At 63.6% G+C, this 17,292-nt stretch carries 13 protein-coding genes and 1 pseudogene; 3 read left to right on the top strand and 11 right to left on the bottom strand.

The window, feature by feature from the left end; all coding sequences use genetic code 11:
- Positions 1-5 precede the first annotated feature (5 nt).
- The 5 genes and pseudogenes from BO1_RS50835 to BO1_RS13140 form a co-directional block, all read right to left on the bottom strand.
- A complete protein-coding gene (locus BO1_RS50835) occupies positions 6-1,496 on the bottom strand; it encodes a type VI lipase adapter Tla3 domain-containing protein (protein ID WP_167338338.1) in 1,491 nt (496 codons plus the stop codon).
- A gap of 131 nt (positions 1,497-1,627) precedes the next feature.
- On the bottom strand, positions 1,628-3,814 hold the full coding sequence (locus tag BO1_RS13155) for a T6SS effector phospholipase Tle3 domain-containing protein (protein WP_028217962.1): 2,187 nt from the start codon (positions 3,812-3,814) through the stop codon (positions 1,628-1,630).
- A 22-nt stretch (positions 3,815-3,836) separates the two neighbouring features.
- A complete protein-coding gene (locus BO1_RS13150; RefSeq protein ID WP_043284693.1) occupies positions 3,837-6,626 on the bottom strand; it encodes a type VI secretion system Vgr family protein in 2,790 nt (929 codons plus the stop codon).
- A gap of 641 nt (positions 6,627-7,267) precedes the next feature.
- Positions 7,268-7,363 (bottom strand): annotated as a pseudogene (locus BO1_RS57400) (IS4 family transposase); the annotation flags it as partial.
- A 123-nt stretch (positions 7,364-7,486) separates the two neighbouring features.
- A complete protein-coding gene (locus BO1_RS13140; protein WP_028217959.1) occupies positions 7,487-8,443 on the bottom strand; it encodes a DUF3592 domain-containing protein in 957 nt (318 codons plus the stop codon).
- A gap of 525 nt (positions 8,444-8,968) precedes the next feature.
- Here BO1_RS13140 and BO1_RS59045 point away from each other — a divergent pair.
- Positions 8,969-9,190: a hypothetical protein gene (locus BO1_RS59045; protein WP_156992231.1), complete on the top strand. Its 222-nt coding sequence runs from the start codon at positions 8,969-8,971 to the stop codon at positions 9,188-9,190.
- A 255-nt stretch (positions 9,191-9,445) separates the two neighbouring features.
- Here the strand turns inward: BO1_RS59045 and ribA are convergent, their stop codons facing one another.
- A complete protein-coding gene (gene ribA, locus BO1_RS13130; RefSeq protein ID WP_028217958.1) occupies positions 9,446-10,093 on the bottom strand; it encodes a GTP cyclohydrolase II in 648 nt (215 codons plus the stop codon).
- Positions 10,094-10,357: 264 nt separating this feature from the next.
- Here ribA and BO1_RS13125 point away from each other — a divergent pair, with 264 nt between their 5' ends.
- Positions 10,358-10,801 carry a CBS domain-containing protein gene (locus BO1_RS13125; protein ID WP_028217957.1) on the top strand — a complete coding sequence of 148 codons (444 nt, stop codon included), beginning with the start codon at positions 10,358-10,360 and terminating at the stop codon, positions 10,799-10,801.
- 245 nt (positions 10,802-11,046) lie between these two features.
- Here BO1_RS13125 and BO1_RS13120 read toward each other — a convergent pair whose 3' ends face one another.
- From BO1_RS13120 to BO1_RS13100, 5 genes are all read right to left on the bottom strand, one after another.
- Positions 11,047-11,397: a DUF4148 domain-containing protein gene (locus tag BO1_RS13120; protein WP_028217956.1), complete on the bottom strand. Its 351-nt coding sequence runs from the start codon at positions 11,395-11,397 to the stop codon at positions 11,047-11,049.
- 159 nt (positions 11,398-11,556) lie between these two features.
- A complete protein-coding gene (locus tag BO1_RS13115; protein WP_028217955.1) occupies positions 11,557-12,195 on the bottom strand; it encodes a DNA-3-methyladenine glycosylase in 639 nt (212 codons plus the stop codon).
- Positions 12,196-12,266: 71 nt separating this feature from the next.
- Entirely contained in the window at positions 12,267-13,547 is a 1,281-nt protein-coding gene (locus BO1_RS13110) for a c-type cytochrome (RefSeq protein ID WP_043284740.1), read from the bottom strand.
- A 229-nt stretch (positions 13,548-13,776) separates the two neighbouring features.
- A complete protein-coding gene (locus tag BO1_RS13105) occupies positions 13,777-16,038 on the bottom strand; it encodes a xanthine dehydrogenase family protein molybdopterin-binding subunit (protein ID WP_028217953.1) in 2,262 nt (753 codons plus the stop codon).
- Between the two features lies 1 nt (position 16,039).
- Positions 16,040-16,495, bottom strand: coding sequence for a (2Fe-2S)-binding protein (locus BO1_RS13100; protein WP_028217952.1), 456 nt, complete (start codon positions 16,493-16,495; stop codon positions 16,040-16,042).
- Between the two features lie 380 nt (positions 16,496-16,875).
- Between BO1_RS13100 and BO1_RS13090 the strand changes: the two genes are divergently transcribed.
- Positions 16,876-17,268 (top strand): thioredoxin domain-containing protein, encoded by a 393-nt coding sequence (locus tag BO1_RS13090; RefSeq protein WP_028217951.1) that lies wholly within the window; start codon positions 16,876-16,878, stop codon positions 17,266-17,268.
- The last annotated feature ends 24 nt before the right edge of the window (positions 17,269-17,292 follow it).

Raw genomic sequence — 17,292 nt, 5'->3', positions numbered from 1 at the left:
GCGCATCACACTCTGGGCATAAGATGCCGAAATGGATCGGCCGGCAACTGACGGCGTTCCGTGTTCGCGGCCTTCTCCGCCTCGTCCGGCGGCGTCACCAGAATGAAATGCAGCTGCCCGTCCGGCGTCATGTTGACGGTCACGCTGCCTTGTCCCACGTCGTAGCTGGCCATGGCAGACATCGCAATGCCGACCATCGAACCCATGATGCCCACATTGCCGATTCGACGCCCGACGTCGAATCCCTCCGTGATGCTGGTCGGGTCGAGGCCATCCTCCATCGCGAGCGAATGCAGCAGCGGAAACACGGCCGGCGTGGCGACGCTGTCGAAGAACACCCGCGCGACCTTGCCGTTATTCGGCAACTGGGCCTGCACCTTTTCCCAGCCCTCGCGCAGGGCTGCGGCCGAGGCTGAGGCTTTCAGCGGCTGACCGCTCGCATCGGTCAAGCGCACGGCAACCGGCTTGTGCAGATAGCCAAGCATCGGCTCGCGGTCGAATTCGTCTAGCTGCCAACGCGCCCATCGCGCGGGAAACCACGGGTCGGGCTTGAACGTGCCGGGGCCCTTGTTGTCCAGCGATTGCGCAAGCAGGGGCAGCTTCGACTGCCAGTGAGCCACGCTCGGCGGCGATACGTCGAGACCCGGCTTCGGCTCCGAATTGACGTTCCAGAAGAAGTTGGCCAGCTTGATCGTGTCGTACTGGCGGTCGTCGGGACCTGCGTCTTCGGGGTCGTTGCTGACGAATGGGCGCATGTACGCATCGACACGATCGGTGCGCGACACGAGCAGCCCCACCATCGCATCGAACTGGGAAGGCACGCGCTGCCCTTCGGGCAGAGACACGTGCTCGAACCAGGTGCGCACCGCCGCACCGTCGAAACCGTAGATGAGCACTTGCGGCACTTGCGGGTTCTTCGCAAAGAAGTCGAAGAGATAATCGATCTGCGCCTGCGGATTCGTCACGTTGACGGCCTGCGCAGTCAGGAACATGTGTTGCGCGAGACTCGCCGCCTGGCGGTTGGTCGTGATGAGGTTGGCAATGTTGCTGTCGATATCGGGCGCCTTGGGTGGTCCGAAGATGATGACGGGAACCGGCCAGCGCTCGACTCCCTCGCCCGCGCTGTATTTGAACGACGAGCCCAGTGCCCTGCGAGCCTGCGCCTGAACCAGGTCGCGAGACGCCGCATAGCTGCCGGCGTCCGTGGGCAGCACGCTGCGATACGCGTCTGTCTGCTTCTTCAACATATCCCAGACTTGAGTCTGCGCCCACTTGTCGACGCGAATGCCCACGGCCCGCAACTCGAGCCGATCGGGGGCGGCAACGGGGCCGCCTGCGGGCGCGGTGCCTGCTGCCGCCAATGGGATGTCGCTCGATTCGTGCTGGCTCGCGGCGCCAACCGTTGCTGCGTTCGCCGAGCGCGCCTTTAACGTACCAAAGAACAACAACGCTACGCAGGCCGCGCCGGCCAGAATGCCCCAAACCAGTGTTCTCATCATCCCTGCTGCCTCAATTCCTGTTGCGGACCCTACGTTGAAATTGCCCGTCATGGTGTACGCCGACCAGCCGATCGACCATATCGCGAACAAGGCAAGAAAGCCCCATGGACGAGGAAGTCTTGCGGTTTTCATGCCAACACCCCCGGATCGTTCTTGCCCTGTTCGCGCTCGTCCTTTGTCTGGCTCGCGACAAGCGGTGGCCAGGTGCGAGGCACCAGCGACGCGTCCGGGAAAATCCCGGACGAGTAATACTTGTACGTGGCATCCGCGATATTGCGTGCCCCATCGCTAAATCTGGACTGGTAGACCGTCTTGACGTTGTCAGGCACCGTTGTCCAGTCCGTTCTCCAGTCCGCAAGCGCGATCAAGGCCGCTCGCCAATTGGCGTCGTCGAGCGTTTTGGCCTGGCCGACCGCGGCATCCATCGCGGCGACAGCCCGCACGTTGTCGGAATCGTTCAGGATGCCAGAATGGTAGTTGTTCGCGGTCGCGTCATTTCCGGTCAGCCGCTCGCGAACCTCATTGGGGGTCTCGCGACGATAGAAGTTCTGGCCGTTGTCGAACGACACCACATCGGACGTCTGGTCATTGATGTCCGGTTGCCCGCCGTTGTACCACTGCTTGACGCGCTGCCCCTGCGCTACCGCACTGGGCGCCTCGCGCGCCATGAAGAGCACCGTATCCGGAATGCCGGATAGCGGCCGCCAGTCGTAGCTCGCCATGGGGTTGCCCAGCGCGACATCCACGGCAACCGGATCGACCGGCAGCAAACCGCTCGGGTTGCCCTTTTTATCGAGTGTCTCGCCGCCGAAGAGGTTGGGAAACCAGGGAGGATCGATCTGCTCGCCGTTGATCCAGCGATCGAGGCTCCCGTCACGGCCCTCGTTATTCGTCAGGTTGCGGTACGGATGCTGGCTCACGGCCGACGCGATATTGTTTCCGCCCGGATAGCGCGGCTCGCTGGTTTCGCGAATCTTGATGATTTGCGGCGCGAGCCCCACCGGCACGGACTTGCCATCGCGCTCGAGCTTCGTCCAGAAACGCTGATAAAACCCATAGCGGTCCTGTGCATTCCTGATGGCAGCCATGGCCGGGAGGTCGATCTTCGTCCCCCATGAGCCGGACCCGAGTGCGGGCGCGCTGACCGTATCCGGCAATCCATACGTGCCGATGCCGCGAATGTTATCGAGCGCGACCACTTGATCGTCGGTCACGAAATACATGTGCACCCGCCCGCGATTGTCGCGCTCGGCGAACTTGACGTCCGCGCCATTGGGGCCGAGCGGGCGCATCCCTTGTGCCGGAGACCATTTGGGACCTGCGCGCCCCTTATGCTTCACATCGTCATTGGACGAGGACAGATCGGCAAGCGGCGGCTGATCGTGACGCGCCTTGGCAACCGTCTCGACGATGTTTCCGAGCGTCTTGATCTTTGCCTGTGACGTTTGCTCTTCGTCGCCGTTCTCCCAGACCGCATAGGGGCTGTCGACCATGATGATGCTGTCGGCCGGGCGAACATTGTCTTTCGCGAGAATCGCGTGGGCGAGCAGCGTAATCAGTGTGCCCTGACTGTGGCCCATCACGGTGATCGTCTCGTCCGCCGTCCCCTGGCCTTCGCTGGCCTGGCGAATCTCGCGGATCAGCGCTGCGAGTCGATGTGCGGCCAGTACGAAGTACAACCGTTCCGGACTGTTGCCGATATAGGTATATCGATCCGTTGCGTGCCTCGCCACACCCGACTTGAGATCGATCTTGAAGCCTTCCCCGTACATGTCCGGGAGGTTATTCGTCGCGTTGTCGAAGTATCCGCCCTCTTTTGCGAAGTGGGCATCGAGCCGGTTTCCCTGGGTGTCCTGATGCTGGCTTCGCAGCACGACGGGCTGGCCGCTCTTGTCCTTCGCGATCTCGCCATCGGCTGCGCGATAGCCCCAATAGAAAGGCACGAACACGGAGTTCGTCTGCCCGTCCTCGGTTCTCATATAAAGGAACGTGTCCGGATCGTAGACAACGCTCGCCGTGTCTTCGCTGAGCGGCACGCCGTTCTTCGCTGCTTTGGCCTGGTCGTCCTTTGCGGCTTTCCACATGGCCCCATACGCGCCGGGCTTGAGGTCGGTACGATCGAGGCGCCAGTTCAGGCCCTCGCACATGCCGCGCTCGACCTTTTCATAGGTGGCGCCCGGATCGTTCACGCCGTGCAGAAAAATCACGATCCCGGGCCGGTCTGCCGGCACCTCGACGAGGCGTGGCTGATTGTCGTACTTCGGATTGGTGGCGGCGCTCGCGCTCGCGGTCACGGTCTGTTCGGTGGCACCCATGCCTTTACGTCCTCACGCGCACTTAGAGCGGGTTCTTCAAAATATCGATCCTGGCGATACGCATGACGTCGTCTTGCAGAAGGTCAGTCATGCCTTTCGCGTCGGAGGTGCCCTGTATCACCTGCCCGTTGCTCATGGTGATCTTGTAGGCCTGGCTCGCGGCCAGTTGCGGTGCCTCCTCCGTATGTCCGGGGTAATGGAGCTTGAAACGCTGCTTCGTGCCATTGCGGCCGAAATTCGGCGGCGACGCGGACTCCGTCGCCGGGCCATTGAACGAATGCCCGGCGGTCTTCACGTTGAGCCCGCCGCTGGAGCCGATTTCGTGGCCGCCGCCGATTGTGTGATAGCTGCCGTCCGCTGCCACGAGGTGGATCTTGTCGCCGTAGATATAGACGTCTTTCGTCGCCGCCAGATGGAGGTCCTTTTGCGCCTGCACGACTGCGTCGCCCGCCTGTGCCTGGATCGACACGTCGCCCTGGTTCGCAATAGCGGTCAGACCATCGGCCATGGAAAACAACTGCATCCCTTTGCCTGCATGCGCAACGAGCCTCTGACCGCTCGTCATCTGAAAATTTTGCTGCGCGACCTGGTCGATATTCTCGCCCGCATAGGTCACATGCGTCTTCGGAGTGAGGTTCACCGAACCGGACTGCGCGCCGAACGCGAGGAGTGCGTCCGAGCTCGCCGTTCCGCTCGCACCCGCGTTGCCGCTCGCGGGCGACCAGCTCCTGAAAGTGCTTGCGACAGCTTGTTGTCCCGCAGTATCGATTGGCTGCCCGCCGTGCTCACTCGCGTAATCGCCCAGCGACTTGAAGAGGTCGGTGCATTCGCCGAGGAGCTTGACCAGCTCATCGCGGTCGAGTTGGCCGCCGCTCGCCTGGGTACGTGCGTAGGTCGTCAGCAGAATGCCCTGCGCTGCGCGCAGGGCCGCAGCAGCATCCGTGCGCAGTTCCGCGCCCTCGCCGCGGTCGTCGCCCTTGCCGTCATTGCGTGGCTGCGTGAGATAGCCAAGATTCAGCTGGGAATGCGCGTGTTCGCTCGCGAGTTGCGCGCTGATCTGGGAGGGCGTGTCGTCGAGCCGCAACTGGTTGTAGCGCTGCCCCTGAATCTCCTTCGATCGCATGCCCGTGAGAAAGCGATTTCCCGGCAACCCGCCCGTGCGGCTGAACGTAGCCGGCATGTTCTGCCCATTTGCGAACACGCCCGCAACATACATCCGGTCAGGGTCGCCGTTCATGAAATCGAGCAGCACTTCCATGCCCCCGCGCGGCAAGACGTGCTGCCCGTAGTTTTCACCCGCCCATCCGCCAAGGACCCGCACCGCGGCGCTATCGGCCGGCGTGCCCTGGGTGCCCGCACCACTTGCATGCGCATGGTCGGCCTCGTCAAGGCCCTGGATCTGGACGTAGATCCGTCCGTACTCGTCGCAATGCACTTCTTCACCGTCGGGCACGACCACCACACCCGTGACCGGATACACGCGCGGCAAGTCGACCCGCGGGTCATACACCGGTGTGAGCGGCGTGCCGCGCGGCACGCCGGCAAACGTGTTTTCGTATCGACTCGACTCCGAGCCGTCGATGGTCGCCGGGCGCATGCGCGTTTGCGCGGACACCGGTGGCGAATCGAACAACCATCGGCTTGCCGTGAAAAGCAACTGTGCCCGCTCGTTCAGGTCCTTCGGAAGATTGTTCTCGCCACGATGATGGAGCGAAGTGACGATCACACGGCGGTCGACCTCCTGCAACCGGTCCAGCTCGGGGTGCCCCGTCACCGCCACCCAGGCGCCGACCGTCAGGCTGCGCACACCACTCGCGCCGTCCATGCGTACGGCCTGTGCGCCATGCGCCATCAGGCGTGCGCGCCCCAGACGCTGGTTGTCGGACTCCGAGTCCGCGATATGCGGGGAGTCGATGCGGGTGTCCGAGAGCAGTCGCGCGAGATCATTGCCCGCCGCGCCCTGGTCAACGCGCGTGGGAGCCTGCAGCGTGTCCATCTGGCTCGGCTTATAGTCCCAGCTCACACGACGCACGGAGCCCGCCACAAGCTGCCGGCCCATGTTCAGCAACGTGATCGAGTCGTTCGTGCCGACGGTCGCATCGGCGTGATACGGGACCGTGCCCACCGGCGCCTGCTCGAGCTTGATGACGCTGTCGAAAAGAACCAGCGTGTGAAACGGCTGCTCGCCAAGGCCCGAACCGCCCTGCCCTCCGCCCGCTTTGACGAACCAGGAGATGCCCTCCTTTCGGCACAGCCGCCGAATAAAATCAGCGTCCGACTCGTCAAACTGCAGGGTTTGCTCACGAACGGGATATTTCGACGCATCGAGTTTCGAGACGTCGATATCAAACGTTGCCGCGAGTGTACTGCTTCTTGTGCGCCATTCACGGACCAGCGTCTGGATAATATCCAGCGTGCTTTTAGTGCGGAAAATCCGGGTATTGACGCGACGCTCGAGAATCGAAAGCGCATCGCGAACCACCAGTTGATAGGTCGCGAGCGAGCCATCAGACTCGCCTTCATACGCGTCAGTGACAATCGCGCAAATCGACTGAAGTGTCCCTGCGTCGGTAACCAGTTGAATAGTCACCGGCTGGCCCAGAAAATTCTGGAGTGGAATCCCGTTGCTGGTCGAGAGGCAGAAAAGCCTTCCTTCGATGCCCCCGCACAGGTCCTCGCGAATGTCCAGCCGCTGAAGAAACATTAAACCGGAAAGTTCGGCTTGAGAGGCTCTCCAATATAGTCTGAACGGGCGCGTGTTCTGCGACGGAAGGGCGCCGATAAATACGCGCTGGATAGCGGGAAAGTTCACGACCTGCTCCCCGTTAGGAATTCTGCAATATGCGTTTTAGATTGACTATGGCGCCACTGCGGATTACGAGTGACACATTAAATGCGTGTACGGGAAAATCGCGCAGAAAATATCAGGCGCTCAGGTTGCTGTCAAATTTTTCAAGAAAACCATCAAATAGTCAGCATTTATTTCCGATTTATCGTCGACTCGTGATGCACAGGAAAATCATACCGCCCGATACTATCATTATTCGCTTTTAACGCTCCAACTGAGCCGTGCGTAAGCGCAGTCCGTGGCCGCCTGGACGGACTTAAAGCTGAATCGGTTGGGTGAGCGTGTCGCACACTCTTGCGGCAAAGCGGCCGCCGCCTGTTCGACGGTCCCGCCAGATCGCCGTTTGATGGTACCGGTGCGGCAAGCGCGGGTCGCGATGGCCCGCTCGCAGGCGTGCCACGCAACGTCACGCGATACATCTAAAAGACCCGGGTCGGCTCCATGGCGCAGGTTCTCTTGGTATGAGAAAACCTGCGCCACGAATCTTCGCTGATTTCGGGCGGCAATGGCTTGCAAGCATCCGATTCCCTGCTCCGGTAGCCCGTTGCCCCTTCGACGAAGCGTCCGTAAAACCCATTCCATTCCACACAAGTCTGATGCTCAACCTCGCGCATGTACCTGATGCCAGCAACGAAGTCCGCTATCCGCTGCATGCCTGGCCAGATGGTTTTGACGCCAGGCTCGCCGTCGCCTTTGCGCGCGAACGCGCGGCACTCGTGGTGATCCCGCACACCACCACACTCGGCACTTCAGGCACCAGGACTTGAACGGACGAAGACGAAGCAAGGCAATCAACGCGCCTTCTGAGTCGGCCCGCGCGGTATTCAACGCTTGCGCGAACGAGCCGGCGCGAGCATGCCGAACAGAAAATAGAAGCCGATTGCCATCATCGGCAAGCCGATCGCACACAATATCGCGGCCGCGCCCCAACGGTCCCCAAACCGGTCGACAATGGCCCGCTGGGGATTGTCAGGGTCATAGAGCACGCCAACTGTATCGCTGAAAGCGAGCGTATTACCCGTCGATGAGGAGCCCTGTACGAAAGTCACGACCTGCCCGCTAGCCGTTTTGAACCGCACGACTGCCGAGGCAAGATGGCCGCCCTTGACACGGCGCTGAGGCTCCACCATATCGACGACCTGCCCCGTCGTGTGTATGAACGTCCCCGTGATATGGCGCTCGTGTATGAACAGCCCACATGCGATGGCGAGCGCGACAGCGCCCATCGCGATCGGCGCGGCGCAGATCATGAGATCACGCCGGTGCAACGCGCGGCGCCTTTGCGCGACACTGCCGCGCATTTTCACTGCGCCCGCAAAGTTGCCGCGCGTCCCTTGTGTCAAAACGCGTGTGATCGCCCCAGCGCCGGCAAATGCGATGCCCAGCACAGAGAGGACGACAACAGGAAACCAGCGCTCGCTCAAATTGTCGATCACGTAGTCCTGCGAAGGCTGGCCAGCGCGATAGTAAAGCGCAACCTTCTCGCCCAGTTCGTATGCGGGCGGCGCGGAAGCCGTGCGGCCCCTGACCACCACACGCTCTCCGTCTTGCGTCAGGAACGAGAAAACTGGCCGAAAGAACCGCGGATCGCGGCTATCGTTCAGAAAGCCAACCACAGTGCCTTGCGTGCCGATCATCCCGCGCGTGGACGATAACGTCATCCATGCCCAAAGGGCTGCGCATGCGACCAGCACGAGGCCGAACGCGACACAAATCGCGGCGGCCCGCCTGAGCGACGCGTGTTCCTGCTCGCCGCCTCGTGCGATCGCGTCGTTTTGCATGCCTATTTTCCGAACGGTGCGGGCTGGTTGATCACACAACGAAACCCGAGATCGGCCGAGCTATTGTCGACCAGAGTTTTGCATTAGCTCCAGTGAGCGAGGATAGTACAGATCAATTTTTGATAATTCAACGTCCGCTTGAAATAGCCCCCTCTAAACAATTTCTTTGAAGCGACACTTATAGCTGCGAGAATTCTGATTCAGGTAATAATCTCTCATCGCATCACATCAGGTCAGGAGCAACCCGGAAAATATTGCCAGACCCAATAATCGGGGGGGTTATCAGCACAAGGTACGCGTGCTGAGAAGTGTCCTATTATGCCGATTGCACTACTCCGATCGAACATAACCCTTCAACAATTCCCGAGCGTTACGATCCGACCGATGAAAATGACCGCGCGCGCCATTCGCTTCGCGCCAGTCCTCGTCGCCGGCATCCAGTTCCTGGATGACGATGTGGACGGCCAGCCGGCCCGGCATGGCGCGCTATGCGAAATGGACACAGCTAGACGTGGATAGCGCCCTATGGACGATCTGTGGTTCCCGATGATGAAGCGGCTCGCGGCCGCTCAATTGCGGATATTTTCACCATTCAAGCGTGCAGCGCAGCTTCCACGCGAGGCATCCAAAAAAAATCCGAAACGGCTCGCCGGCGCAGATTTTTGCGGAAAAAGAAACATGGCGCAGGTTCTTTCCCAACAAGAGAAAACCTGCGCCAGCGTAGCTGGCTCAAAGCTGGGAAGGTGAACAGAGACTCATGGATCTCGTGCGTAGCATCCAACAATAATCCATTGAAAATCAGATTCTTACATTGAATACCAGAAAACCAGACTGCTCCTCATCAATCCGGATATGACCTTCCTTTCATTCGCTCATTATTTTTCGAGATTTGGAAGACCTCTGCGCTACCACGTCGGCCTGTTGCAGCAAAAATACTTGTAGATCAAGCAAAGGCGGGCACACCACCCAAATCAGGACGGGCTCTGCCCGCCCAAACCAAACCTACTCGTTTTCTTCGAAGTAATGCCCGAACTTGACCTGCTTGGTGCGGATATAGCGCTCGTTTTCCTCGCGCATCGGAATCGCCAGCGCAACGCGCTCGATCACGGGAATACCGTGCTTCGAAAGGGTGTCGAACTTCTTCGGATTGTTGCTCATCAGCCGCACCGACGTGACCTTCAGCAGGCGCAGGATCGCCGCCGCGGAATCGTATTCGCGCGCGTCGTCGGGCAGGCCGAGGTCGAGATTCGCCTCGACGGTGTCGCGGCCCTGCTGTTGCAGCTGGTAGGCGCGAATCTTGTTCGACAGGCCGATGCCGCGCCCCTCGTGACCACGCAGATACAGCAGCACGCCGCGCCCCTCGGCCGCGATGTAGCGCAGCGCGAGGTCGAGCTGTTCGCCGCAGTCGCAGCGGTACGAGCCGAACACGTCGCCGGTCAGGCATTCGGAATGCAGGCGCGCGAGCACGGGCTCGCCGCTCCCCACGTCGCCCATCACGAGCGCGACATGTTCGGCGCCGCCGTCCTTGACCCGATAGACATAAGACTCGAACGTGCCGTAACGGGTAGGCAGCGTGGCGACTGCGTCAAGCACGACGCATTCGTCGGCGTTATCGCCGTCCGCGCAGGACGGCTCTTGAAGCGTAGGCATGATCTGGAACAAGTGGCTGGCAAAAACCGGCCCAATGCCGGATTGATGTTTGGAACCGGAGTGTACCGCCATTTGGCCCATCCCGCCCCGCTGCCCCCAGGCGCCATGTGTCATCGCGCGCATATCCGGACGCCGCGCACCCGTCCATCGGCCTATACTGGTATGGCTTTCATGGCTTACTGAACTGGCACGAACGGTGCGCACCCCACTCGTGCCACACCACGCAATGTCCGAACGACAAGAAGGACGAACTGGAGTCGCCCTATGACGAGCGTTGCCCAAGTACTCAAATCCAAGCCGGAACAGGCGGTCCATACGATCGCCGCGAGCGATTCCGTGTTCAACGCCGTCCGCCTGATGGCCGACAAGCAGATCGGCGCACTGGTGGTCACCGACGGCGACGCGATCGTCGGCATCGTCACCGAGCGCGACTATGCACGCAAGATCGTGCTGATGGACCGTTCGTCCAAGACGACCGCCGTACGCGACATCATGAGCCCGCACGTGCGCTTCGTGGAGCTCGACCAGACCACCTACGACTGCATGGCGATCATGACCGAGCGGCGCATGCGCCACCTTCCCGTCATGGCCGACGGCAAGCTCGTGGGCATGGTGTCGATCGGCGACCTCGTGAAGGAGATCATCGCCGAGCAGCAGTTCACGATCTCGCAGCTCGAGCATTACATCACCGGCGGTCCGGGCAGCTGACGGCTCGCAGCGGGGTCAGCAGGCCTCCAGGCCCCTGACCCCGCAGGGGCGCTCTGCGCGCCCAGCAAAACCAGCAAAAAAAGCCCAATCCGGGGCGGGTTGGGCGAAGCCACCTTGCGGCGGCGGAGGTTCCACGCAATGAAAATGCTGCGAGGGATTGCAAACCGGGCGGGCCGGCCAGGCGGGCGCAGCCCGTCCGGCCGTGGCGATCGAGGATGGGCACGCGGGCTGCGTGCCGCGCCGAGTCAGTTACCGAAATACGTCGACTGCGCGGGTGCCATGTGCGGCGCCGGCTGGCCCGACTGCATCGTGCCCATGGGCGCGCCGCCATAGCCGGTGGTATCGGCGGTCGGCAATTGCGTCTGGGCCATGCCTTCTTGCTGAGTTACGCGCGCTTCGGCGGCCTGGATGTCACCCGGATAGGCGGCGTCGTTGGCGGTCGCCGGGTTATAGCCGGCCTTCTCGAGCTGGATCAGTTCCTGGCGCACTTCAGCGCGGGTCTTCGGTGCGTTGCTCTGGTCTTGCGCGAACGTCAGCGCCGGGGCGGCAACGAGCGCCGCCACGACGGCGGCTTGAATCAGGGTACGGGTCTTCATGATCACTTACCTCCATCGCTTGTTGTGGGCCGGCTTGCAACGGCTTGCCGCGCAGCCAACGATTTGAAGTTTATTGAGGCAAGCGATAAGGGCAAATACCTATTTCTCAAAAATACAGTTTCGTTCATGGCAACAATGCAATATGCACAACAATCGGCCTCAGGCGCTGCCCGCCAGCAGCTTGCGCGGGCCGCTGACGAAGGGGCTGCCCGCTTCGTAGAAACGCAGCAGCCGATCCGTTTCGCGCGACAGGCCAATGCGCGTGGTCACCTCCACCGCCCGGGCCGGCTCGTGCCGGGCCGCCTTTCGCGCCCTTGCGTCGGGACGCCCGATCCATAACCCTCGCCCGCTGCAAAGATCGACGCCGTCGAACGATGGGCCGATGCCGTATGCCTGCGTAAGCCGCCCGGGTCCGCGCGCGAGATCGCGCAACGGCGCACCGCTGCGCCGTTGCGCCATCGCCGCCAGTCCTTCGAGCGGCTCGACGGCACGAAACAGCACGCCCGCCCCCACCTCCTCGGCCTCGCTCGACATGTTCAGCATCCAGGCGCTGCCGTAAGTGAGCCGCACATAGGCGTGGCCGCGCGCAAGGAACATCGACTCGTTCCAGGCGCGCCGCCCAAGGAACGCGTGGCTCGTCGAGTCGCCAAGCGGATAGGCTTCCACTTCGACAAGGCGTCCCACGATGCGCGCGCCCTCCGCGCCTTCATCGGCATCGCGGACCAGATACTTGCCGACCATGAAACGCGCGAGCTCGACGGTATCGATGGGCAGTTCCTCGCGGCGCAGCGCGACGATACAGAGCGCGCCGGCTGCCGTCCCGGACGCCGCGGCCGGCGCAAGCGGCGCCCTTCCCGCCGCCGCGCGTCTCACTGCGTCCCCTGCGCCTGCTGCACCGGCTCGGTCATCGCCCGCAGCTTCGCGACATCGGCGGCCCCGACCGCGCCCGCCCCGTTGTTCCAGCCTGCACGCACGAAGCTCAGCACATCGGCGATCTGCTGGTCGTTCAGCTGGCCGCGATAGGCCGGCATCGGATATGGCGCCGGAATGCCCTGGATCACGAGGTCGCCGGTGCCGTTCAGCGTCACGTTGATGAGCGACGCAGGCTCTTTCGCCAGCACGTTGGGATTGCCCGCCAGCGGTGCGAAGAAGGGCGCGAAGCCGCGGCCGTCGGCGCCGTGACAATGCAGGCAGTACGCCGTGTAGACGCGCGCGCCCGCGTCGTTGGCAGGCCGCGCCAGCGAGACTTTGGTGGCCTTGGGATCGTAGGCGTACGCCGCCGCGCCATTGCCGCCCGCCGCCGGCAGCGACTTCAGGTAGGCCGAGATCGCGCCGATGTCCGCATCGTTGAGCGCCTGGGTGCTGTTGTTGATGACGCTCGTCATCGCCCCGAACGCCGACGCGTGCTGGTTCGCCCCCGTCTTCAGGAACTGCGCGAGGTCGGCCTGGCTCCAGCGCCCGAGCCCGGTGTTGTGCTCGCCCGTGAGGTTCGAGGCAAACCAGCCGTCGAGCAGCGCGCCGGTGAGGAACGCACTGCCGCTTTCGTCGAGTGCCTGCTCGTTAAAGCCGATGCCGCGCGGCGTATGGCACGAACCGCAATGGCCGAGGCCCTGCACGAGATACGCGCCGCGGTTCCAGGCGGCGTCCTTGCCCGGCTTGTCTTCGTAGGCGCCCGCTTTCAGGAAGAAGACGTTCCAGATCTTGAGCGGCCAGCGCATGTTCATCGGCCACTTGATATCGCTCTCGCGATTGGCCTGCCTGACCGGCTCGACGCCGTGCATGAAGTACACATAGAGCGCCGCGACGTCGTTGTCGCGGACCTTGGCGTAGGACGGATAGGGCATCGCCGGATAGAGGTTGTGGCCGTCCTTCGCGACGCCTTCGCGCAGCGCACGCGCAAAATCGGCCTCGCTGTAGCCGCCGATGCCCGTGTCCGGGTCGGGCGTGATGTTGGTCGTGTAGATACGCCCGAGCGGCGTGTTCATCGGCAGGCCGCCTGCGAACGGCTTGCCGTGCGGCGCCGTGTGGCACGCTGCGCAATCGCCGGCCTGGGCGAGGTAGGCGCCGCGCTGGAGCGTGGCGGCGTCGGCGTTTGGGGCGGCGTTTGGGGCGGCGCCGGCGGCTGCCGCAGCGACGCCCGGCGTAAGCATGAGCGCGAGTGTCGCGGCCGCCAGCGCCGCAGCGGTGGTGGCCACAGACGTCCGCCGCGGCACACTGTGGCCCTCTTGGCAAAGCCAACCTTGCCTGCCCTTCGAGCGATCGATTCGATGTCGCACACCAGCGCCCCGGCCCCCATTTGAAGGCGCGTCGTGCGACAGACCGTTAGTAGCGTTTCCTTGCACGCCCAAGGATGCGTTGAATGTCGTCATCGTCGTCCCCTCAGGCGCTTTGCGCGTTCATGAGCTGACGCCCAACGGGCAACTGCCGCAGGCGCGTACCGGTGGCCGCATAGATCGCATTCGTCACCGCCGGCGCGAGCGCCGCCGTGCCCGGCTCGCCGATTCCGCCCGGCGCCTCGGTGCTCTGCACGATATGCACCTCGATCTGCGGCGCCTCGTCGATGCGCAGCATGCGGTAGTCGGTGAAGTTGCTCTGCATGACCCGCCCGCGCTCGATCGTGACCTCGCCCCAGAGCACCGCCGAAATCGCGAACACCACGCCGCCCTGGACCTGTGCCTCGATCGTCTCCGGGTTCACGGTCATGCCGCAGTCGACCGCGCACACCACGCGGTTCACGCGCACCTCGCCGTTCGTCACGGTGACATCGGCGACCATCGCGAAGTAGCTTCCGAACGCGTGCATCACCGAGACGCCGCGCCCCTGGCCCTTGGGCACGGGCGGTCCCCAGTTTGCGGCGCGCGTCGCCACGTCGAGCACGTTGAGCGCGCGCGGCGTCTTGCCGAGCAGATTGCGCCGGTAGAGCACGGGATCGGTCTTCGCCGCCACGGCACATTCGTCGATGAAGCTCTCCACCACAAAGGTGCCGCGCGTCGGCCCCACGCCGCGCCAGAACGCCGTGGGCACCGTATGCGGCTCCTGGCGCACGTAGTCGACGAGCTGGTTCGGCAAGTCGTAGGGCAGATCGGCAGCCACCTCCACGGCGTCCGGATCGAGGCCGCTCTTGAACGCCGGCGGCGCGAAGCGCGCGAGGATCGACGAGCCGACGATGCGGTGTTGCCACGCCACCGGCTTGCCGTTGGCGTCGAGCCCCGCCGAGATGCGGTCGTAGTAGTACGGCCGGTACATGTCGTGCTGGATGTCCTCCTCGCGGGTGTAGAGCACCTTGACGGGCGCATTCACGGCTTTGCCGATCTTGAGCGCCTGCGTGATGTGATCGACTTCGAGACGCCGCCCGAAGCCGCCGCCCAGCAGATGGTTGTGCACGACAATCTGCTCGGGCTTGAGACCGGTCACGGCCACGCCCGCGTCCACGGTGCGCGTGGGCACCTGGGTGCCCACCCAGATCTCGCAGGCGTCGGCGCGCACGTGCACGGTGCAGTTCATCGGCTCCATGGTGGCGTGCGCGAGAAAGGGCTGCTGGTAGACGGCATCGACACGCGTTTTCGCGCTGCCGAACGCCTGTTGCACGTCGCCGTCCTTACGCGCCACGGCGCCTTGCGCGTTCTGCGCGGCCTCGGCCAACTCGCCGACGATCTGCCGCATCGAAAGATCGGCCGCCGCGCCCTCGTTCCATTCGATGACGAGCGCCGCCGCGCCGCGTTTCGCGGCCCACGTATGCGCGCCGATCACGGCCACGGCGTTGTCGACCTTCACGATCTGCGTGACGCCGGGGATCTGCCTCGCGTGCGTGTCGTCGACGCCCGCGAGCGTGCCGCCGAACACCGGGCAGTTGACGATGGCCGCGTAGACCATGCCGGGCAGCCGCACGTCGAGGCCGAAGAGCGCACTGCCGTCCACCTTCTCGGGCGAGTCGAGCCGCTTCGTGGGCTTGCCGACCAGCGTGAAATCCTTCGGCGCCTTGAGCGGCACGTTTTGCGGCAACGGAACCTTCGCCGCTGCATCCACGAGCGAGCCGTACGGCGCGCGCCTTCCGCTCGCGTCGTGCAGCACTTCGCCGTTCTTCGCGTGACAAGTAGCAGGATCGACCTGCCATTGCTGCGCCGCCGCCGTGATCAGCGCGACGCGCGCCGTCGCGCCCGCGCGGCGCATGGGTTCCCACGCGTAGCGCACCGAGGTCGAGCCGCCCGTGAGCTGGCCGCCGAGCAGCGGGTCGGTGAACAGCTTCGCATTGGGCGGCGCGTGATCGATCGTCACGCTCTCGAGCGGCACTTCGAGTTCCTCGGCGATCAGCATTGGCAGCGACGTATAGGTGCCCTGCCCCATCTCCACCTTCGGCACGATGAGCGTGACCTTGCCCGCGCGGTCGATCTGCACGAACGCGTTCGGCTCGAACACGCCTGATTGCGGCGCTTCATTGCCATCGCCGCCGATCACCGACTTGCGCGCTGCATTCGCGTCCGTGGTGTCGCCTTGCCCAAGCGCAGCCACGCTGAAACCAAGCAGCAGCCCGCCGCCCGCCGCCGCGCCGAGCTTGAGAAATGTGCGGCGAGAGACGCTTGCGCTGCCCGCGGAGCGTGTGGCCCCGGCGCCCTTGCCTGCCTCGATGAGACCTTGCGACATGTCAGGCCTCCTTCGCGGCTTGCTTGATGGCCGCGCGGATGCGCGTGTAGGTGCCGCAGCGGCAGATGTTGCCCGCCATGGCGGCGTCGATGTCGGCGTCGCTCGGGTTCGCGTTCGCGGCAATGAGCGCCGCCGCCGACATCACCTGCCCCGACTGGCAGTAGCCGCACTGCACCACGTCCAGATCGCGCCAGGCCTTCTGGACCTTCTGCCCGGCGGGCGTGGCGCCCACGGCTTCGATCGTCGTGATCTTGCGGCCTTCGAGCGCCGCGACGGGCAGCACGCACGAGCGCGCGGCCTCGCCGTCGAGATGCACGGTGCACGCACCGCATTGCGCAATGCCGCAGCCGAACTTCGTGCCCGTCAGGCCGACGATGTCGCGCAAGACCCAGAGCAGCGGCATGTCGGGCGGCGCATCGATCGTGTGCGTCTCGCCGTTGATGATTAACGTCGTCATGAGGCGGCTCTCCGATGTGGGGATTGGTCGGTGCAAGCGATCAATCGAAGGCCATGCCGATGCGTTGTTCCTGCACGCGGCTCAAATGCGCGCACGCTGGCACGAAAACGGCCATTCGAGGACCGGCCGAGTGTAGCGCCGCCTTCAGATGCGTGCAGGCAAGCGGTTGAGGGCGCCTGTTGCCTCAGGCACGCTGCATGATTCACACCGCATCAGTGACGCCCTGGCCATCACGCCGCCTGTGTCACGCCATATCAGCCAAGCCATGGCAGGTGCGCTGCATCATAGCCACGCGCGCCGCCCCGTTGCGCTACCATCGTCGGCATGGGCGCGCGGCTTGTGCGCCGCGCGATGTCGAACGCAATCAAGGAGCCGCCACGATGGATGAAGTCCGCGCAATCCAGTTCCTCTCCGAAGTCCGCAAGCCGCTCCTCACGCTGCACAAGGCGATCCTCGATCACGAGCGCGCCGAGTATGAACGCGAGTTTGGCCCGACGACGCCGGCCGCCTTCCTGCAGGTGTTGATCAACGGCTCGGGGTTCCGCTGGCTCATGCCGCTCTCGACGGTGATCGCGAACGTCGACGAAACGCTCGACGCGAAGGACGCGAAAGCCGAAGACCGCGTGGGCGCCGCCGAAGGCGTGGCCGGCCTCTTCGCGGGCGAGGAGTCGGAGGAGTTTTTCGAGCGCTATCAGGCACTCTTGCAAAAGAGTCCCGAAGTGCTGCACCAGCACGGCGTGGTTGCGAAACTGCTGAACGGCATCAAGAACTGAGCGCGCGCTGAAGGCGGCGCGCTT

It is taken from the genome of Paraburkholderia oxyphila NBRC 105797, from assembly GCF_000685075.1.
In the GTDB taxonomy this organism is placed as follows: domain Bacteria; phylum Pseudomonadota; class Gammaproteobacteria; order Burkholderiales; family Burkholderiaceae; genus Paraburkholderia; species Paraburkholderia oxyphila.
The sequence above is the reverse complement of the archived record's forward strand: the minus strand, read 5'-3'. Positions and strand labels throughout refer to the sequence as shown.

Bases quoted from the DNA above. Each gene is read 5' to 3' on its own strand.
- ribA (WP_028217958.1), bottom strand. From the start codon at position 10,093: ATGCCTACGCTTCAAGAGCCGTCCTGCGCGGACGGCGATAACGCCGAC.
- BO1_RS13120 (WP_028217956.1), bottom strand. From the start codon at position 11,397: ATGAAGACCCGTACCCTGATTCAAGCCGCCGTCGTGGCGGCGCTCGTT.
- BO1_RS13140 (WP_028217959.1), bottom strand. From the start codon at position 8,443: ATGCAAAACGACGCGATCGCACGAGGCGGCGAGCAGGAACACGCGTCG.
- BO1_RS13100 (WP_028217952.1), bottom strand. From the start codon at position 16,495: ATGACGACGTTAATCATCAACGGCGAGACGCACACGATCGATGCGCCG.
- BO1_RS13155 (WP_028217962.1), bottom strand. From the start codon at position 3,814: ATGGGTGCCACCGAACAGACCGTGACCGCGAGCGCGAGCGCCGCCACC.
- BO1_RS50835 (WP_167338338.1), bottom strand. From the start codon at position 1,496: ATGAGAACACTGGTTTGGGGCATTCTGGCCGGCGCGGCCTGCGTAGCG.
- BO1_RS59045 (WP_156992231.1), top strand. From the start codon at position 8,969: ATGGACGATCTGTGGTTCCCGATGATGAAGCGGCTCGCGGCCGCTCAA.
- BO1_RS13125 (WP_028217957.1), top strand. From the start codon at position 10,358: ATGACGAGCGTTGCCCAAGTACTCAAATCCAAGCCGGAACAGGCGGTC.
- BO1_RS13110 (WP_043284740.1), bottom strand. From the start codon at position 13,547: ATGCTTACGCCGGGCGTCGCTGCGGCAGCCGCCGGCGCCGCCCCAAAC.
- BO1_RS13090 (WP_028217951.1), top strand. From the start codon at position 16,876: ATGGATGAAGTCCGCGCAATCCAGTTCCTCTCCGAAGTCCGCAAGCCG.
- BO1_RS13105 (WP_028217953.1), bottom strand. From the start codon at position 16,038: ATGTCGCAAGGTCTCATCGAGGCAGGCAAGGGCGCCGGGGCCACACGC.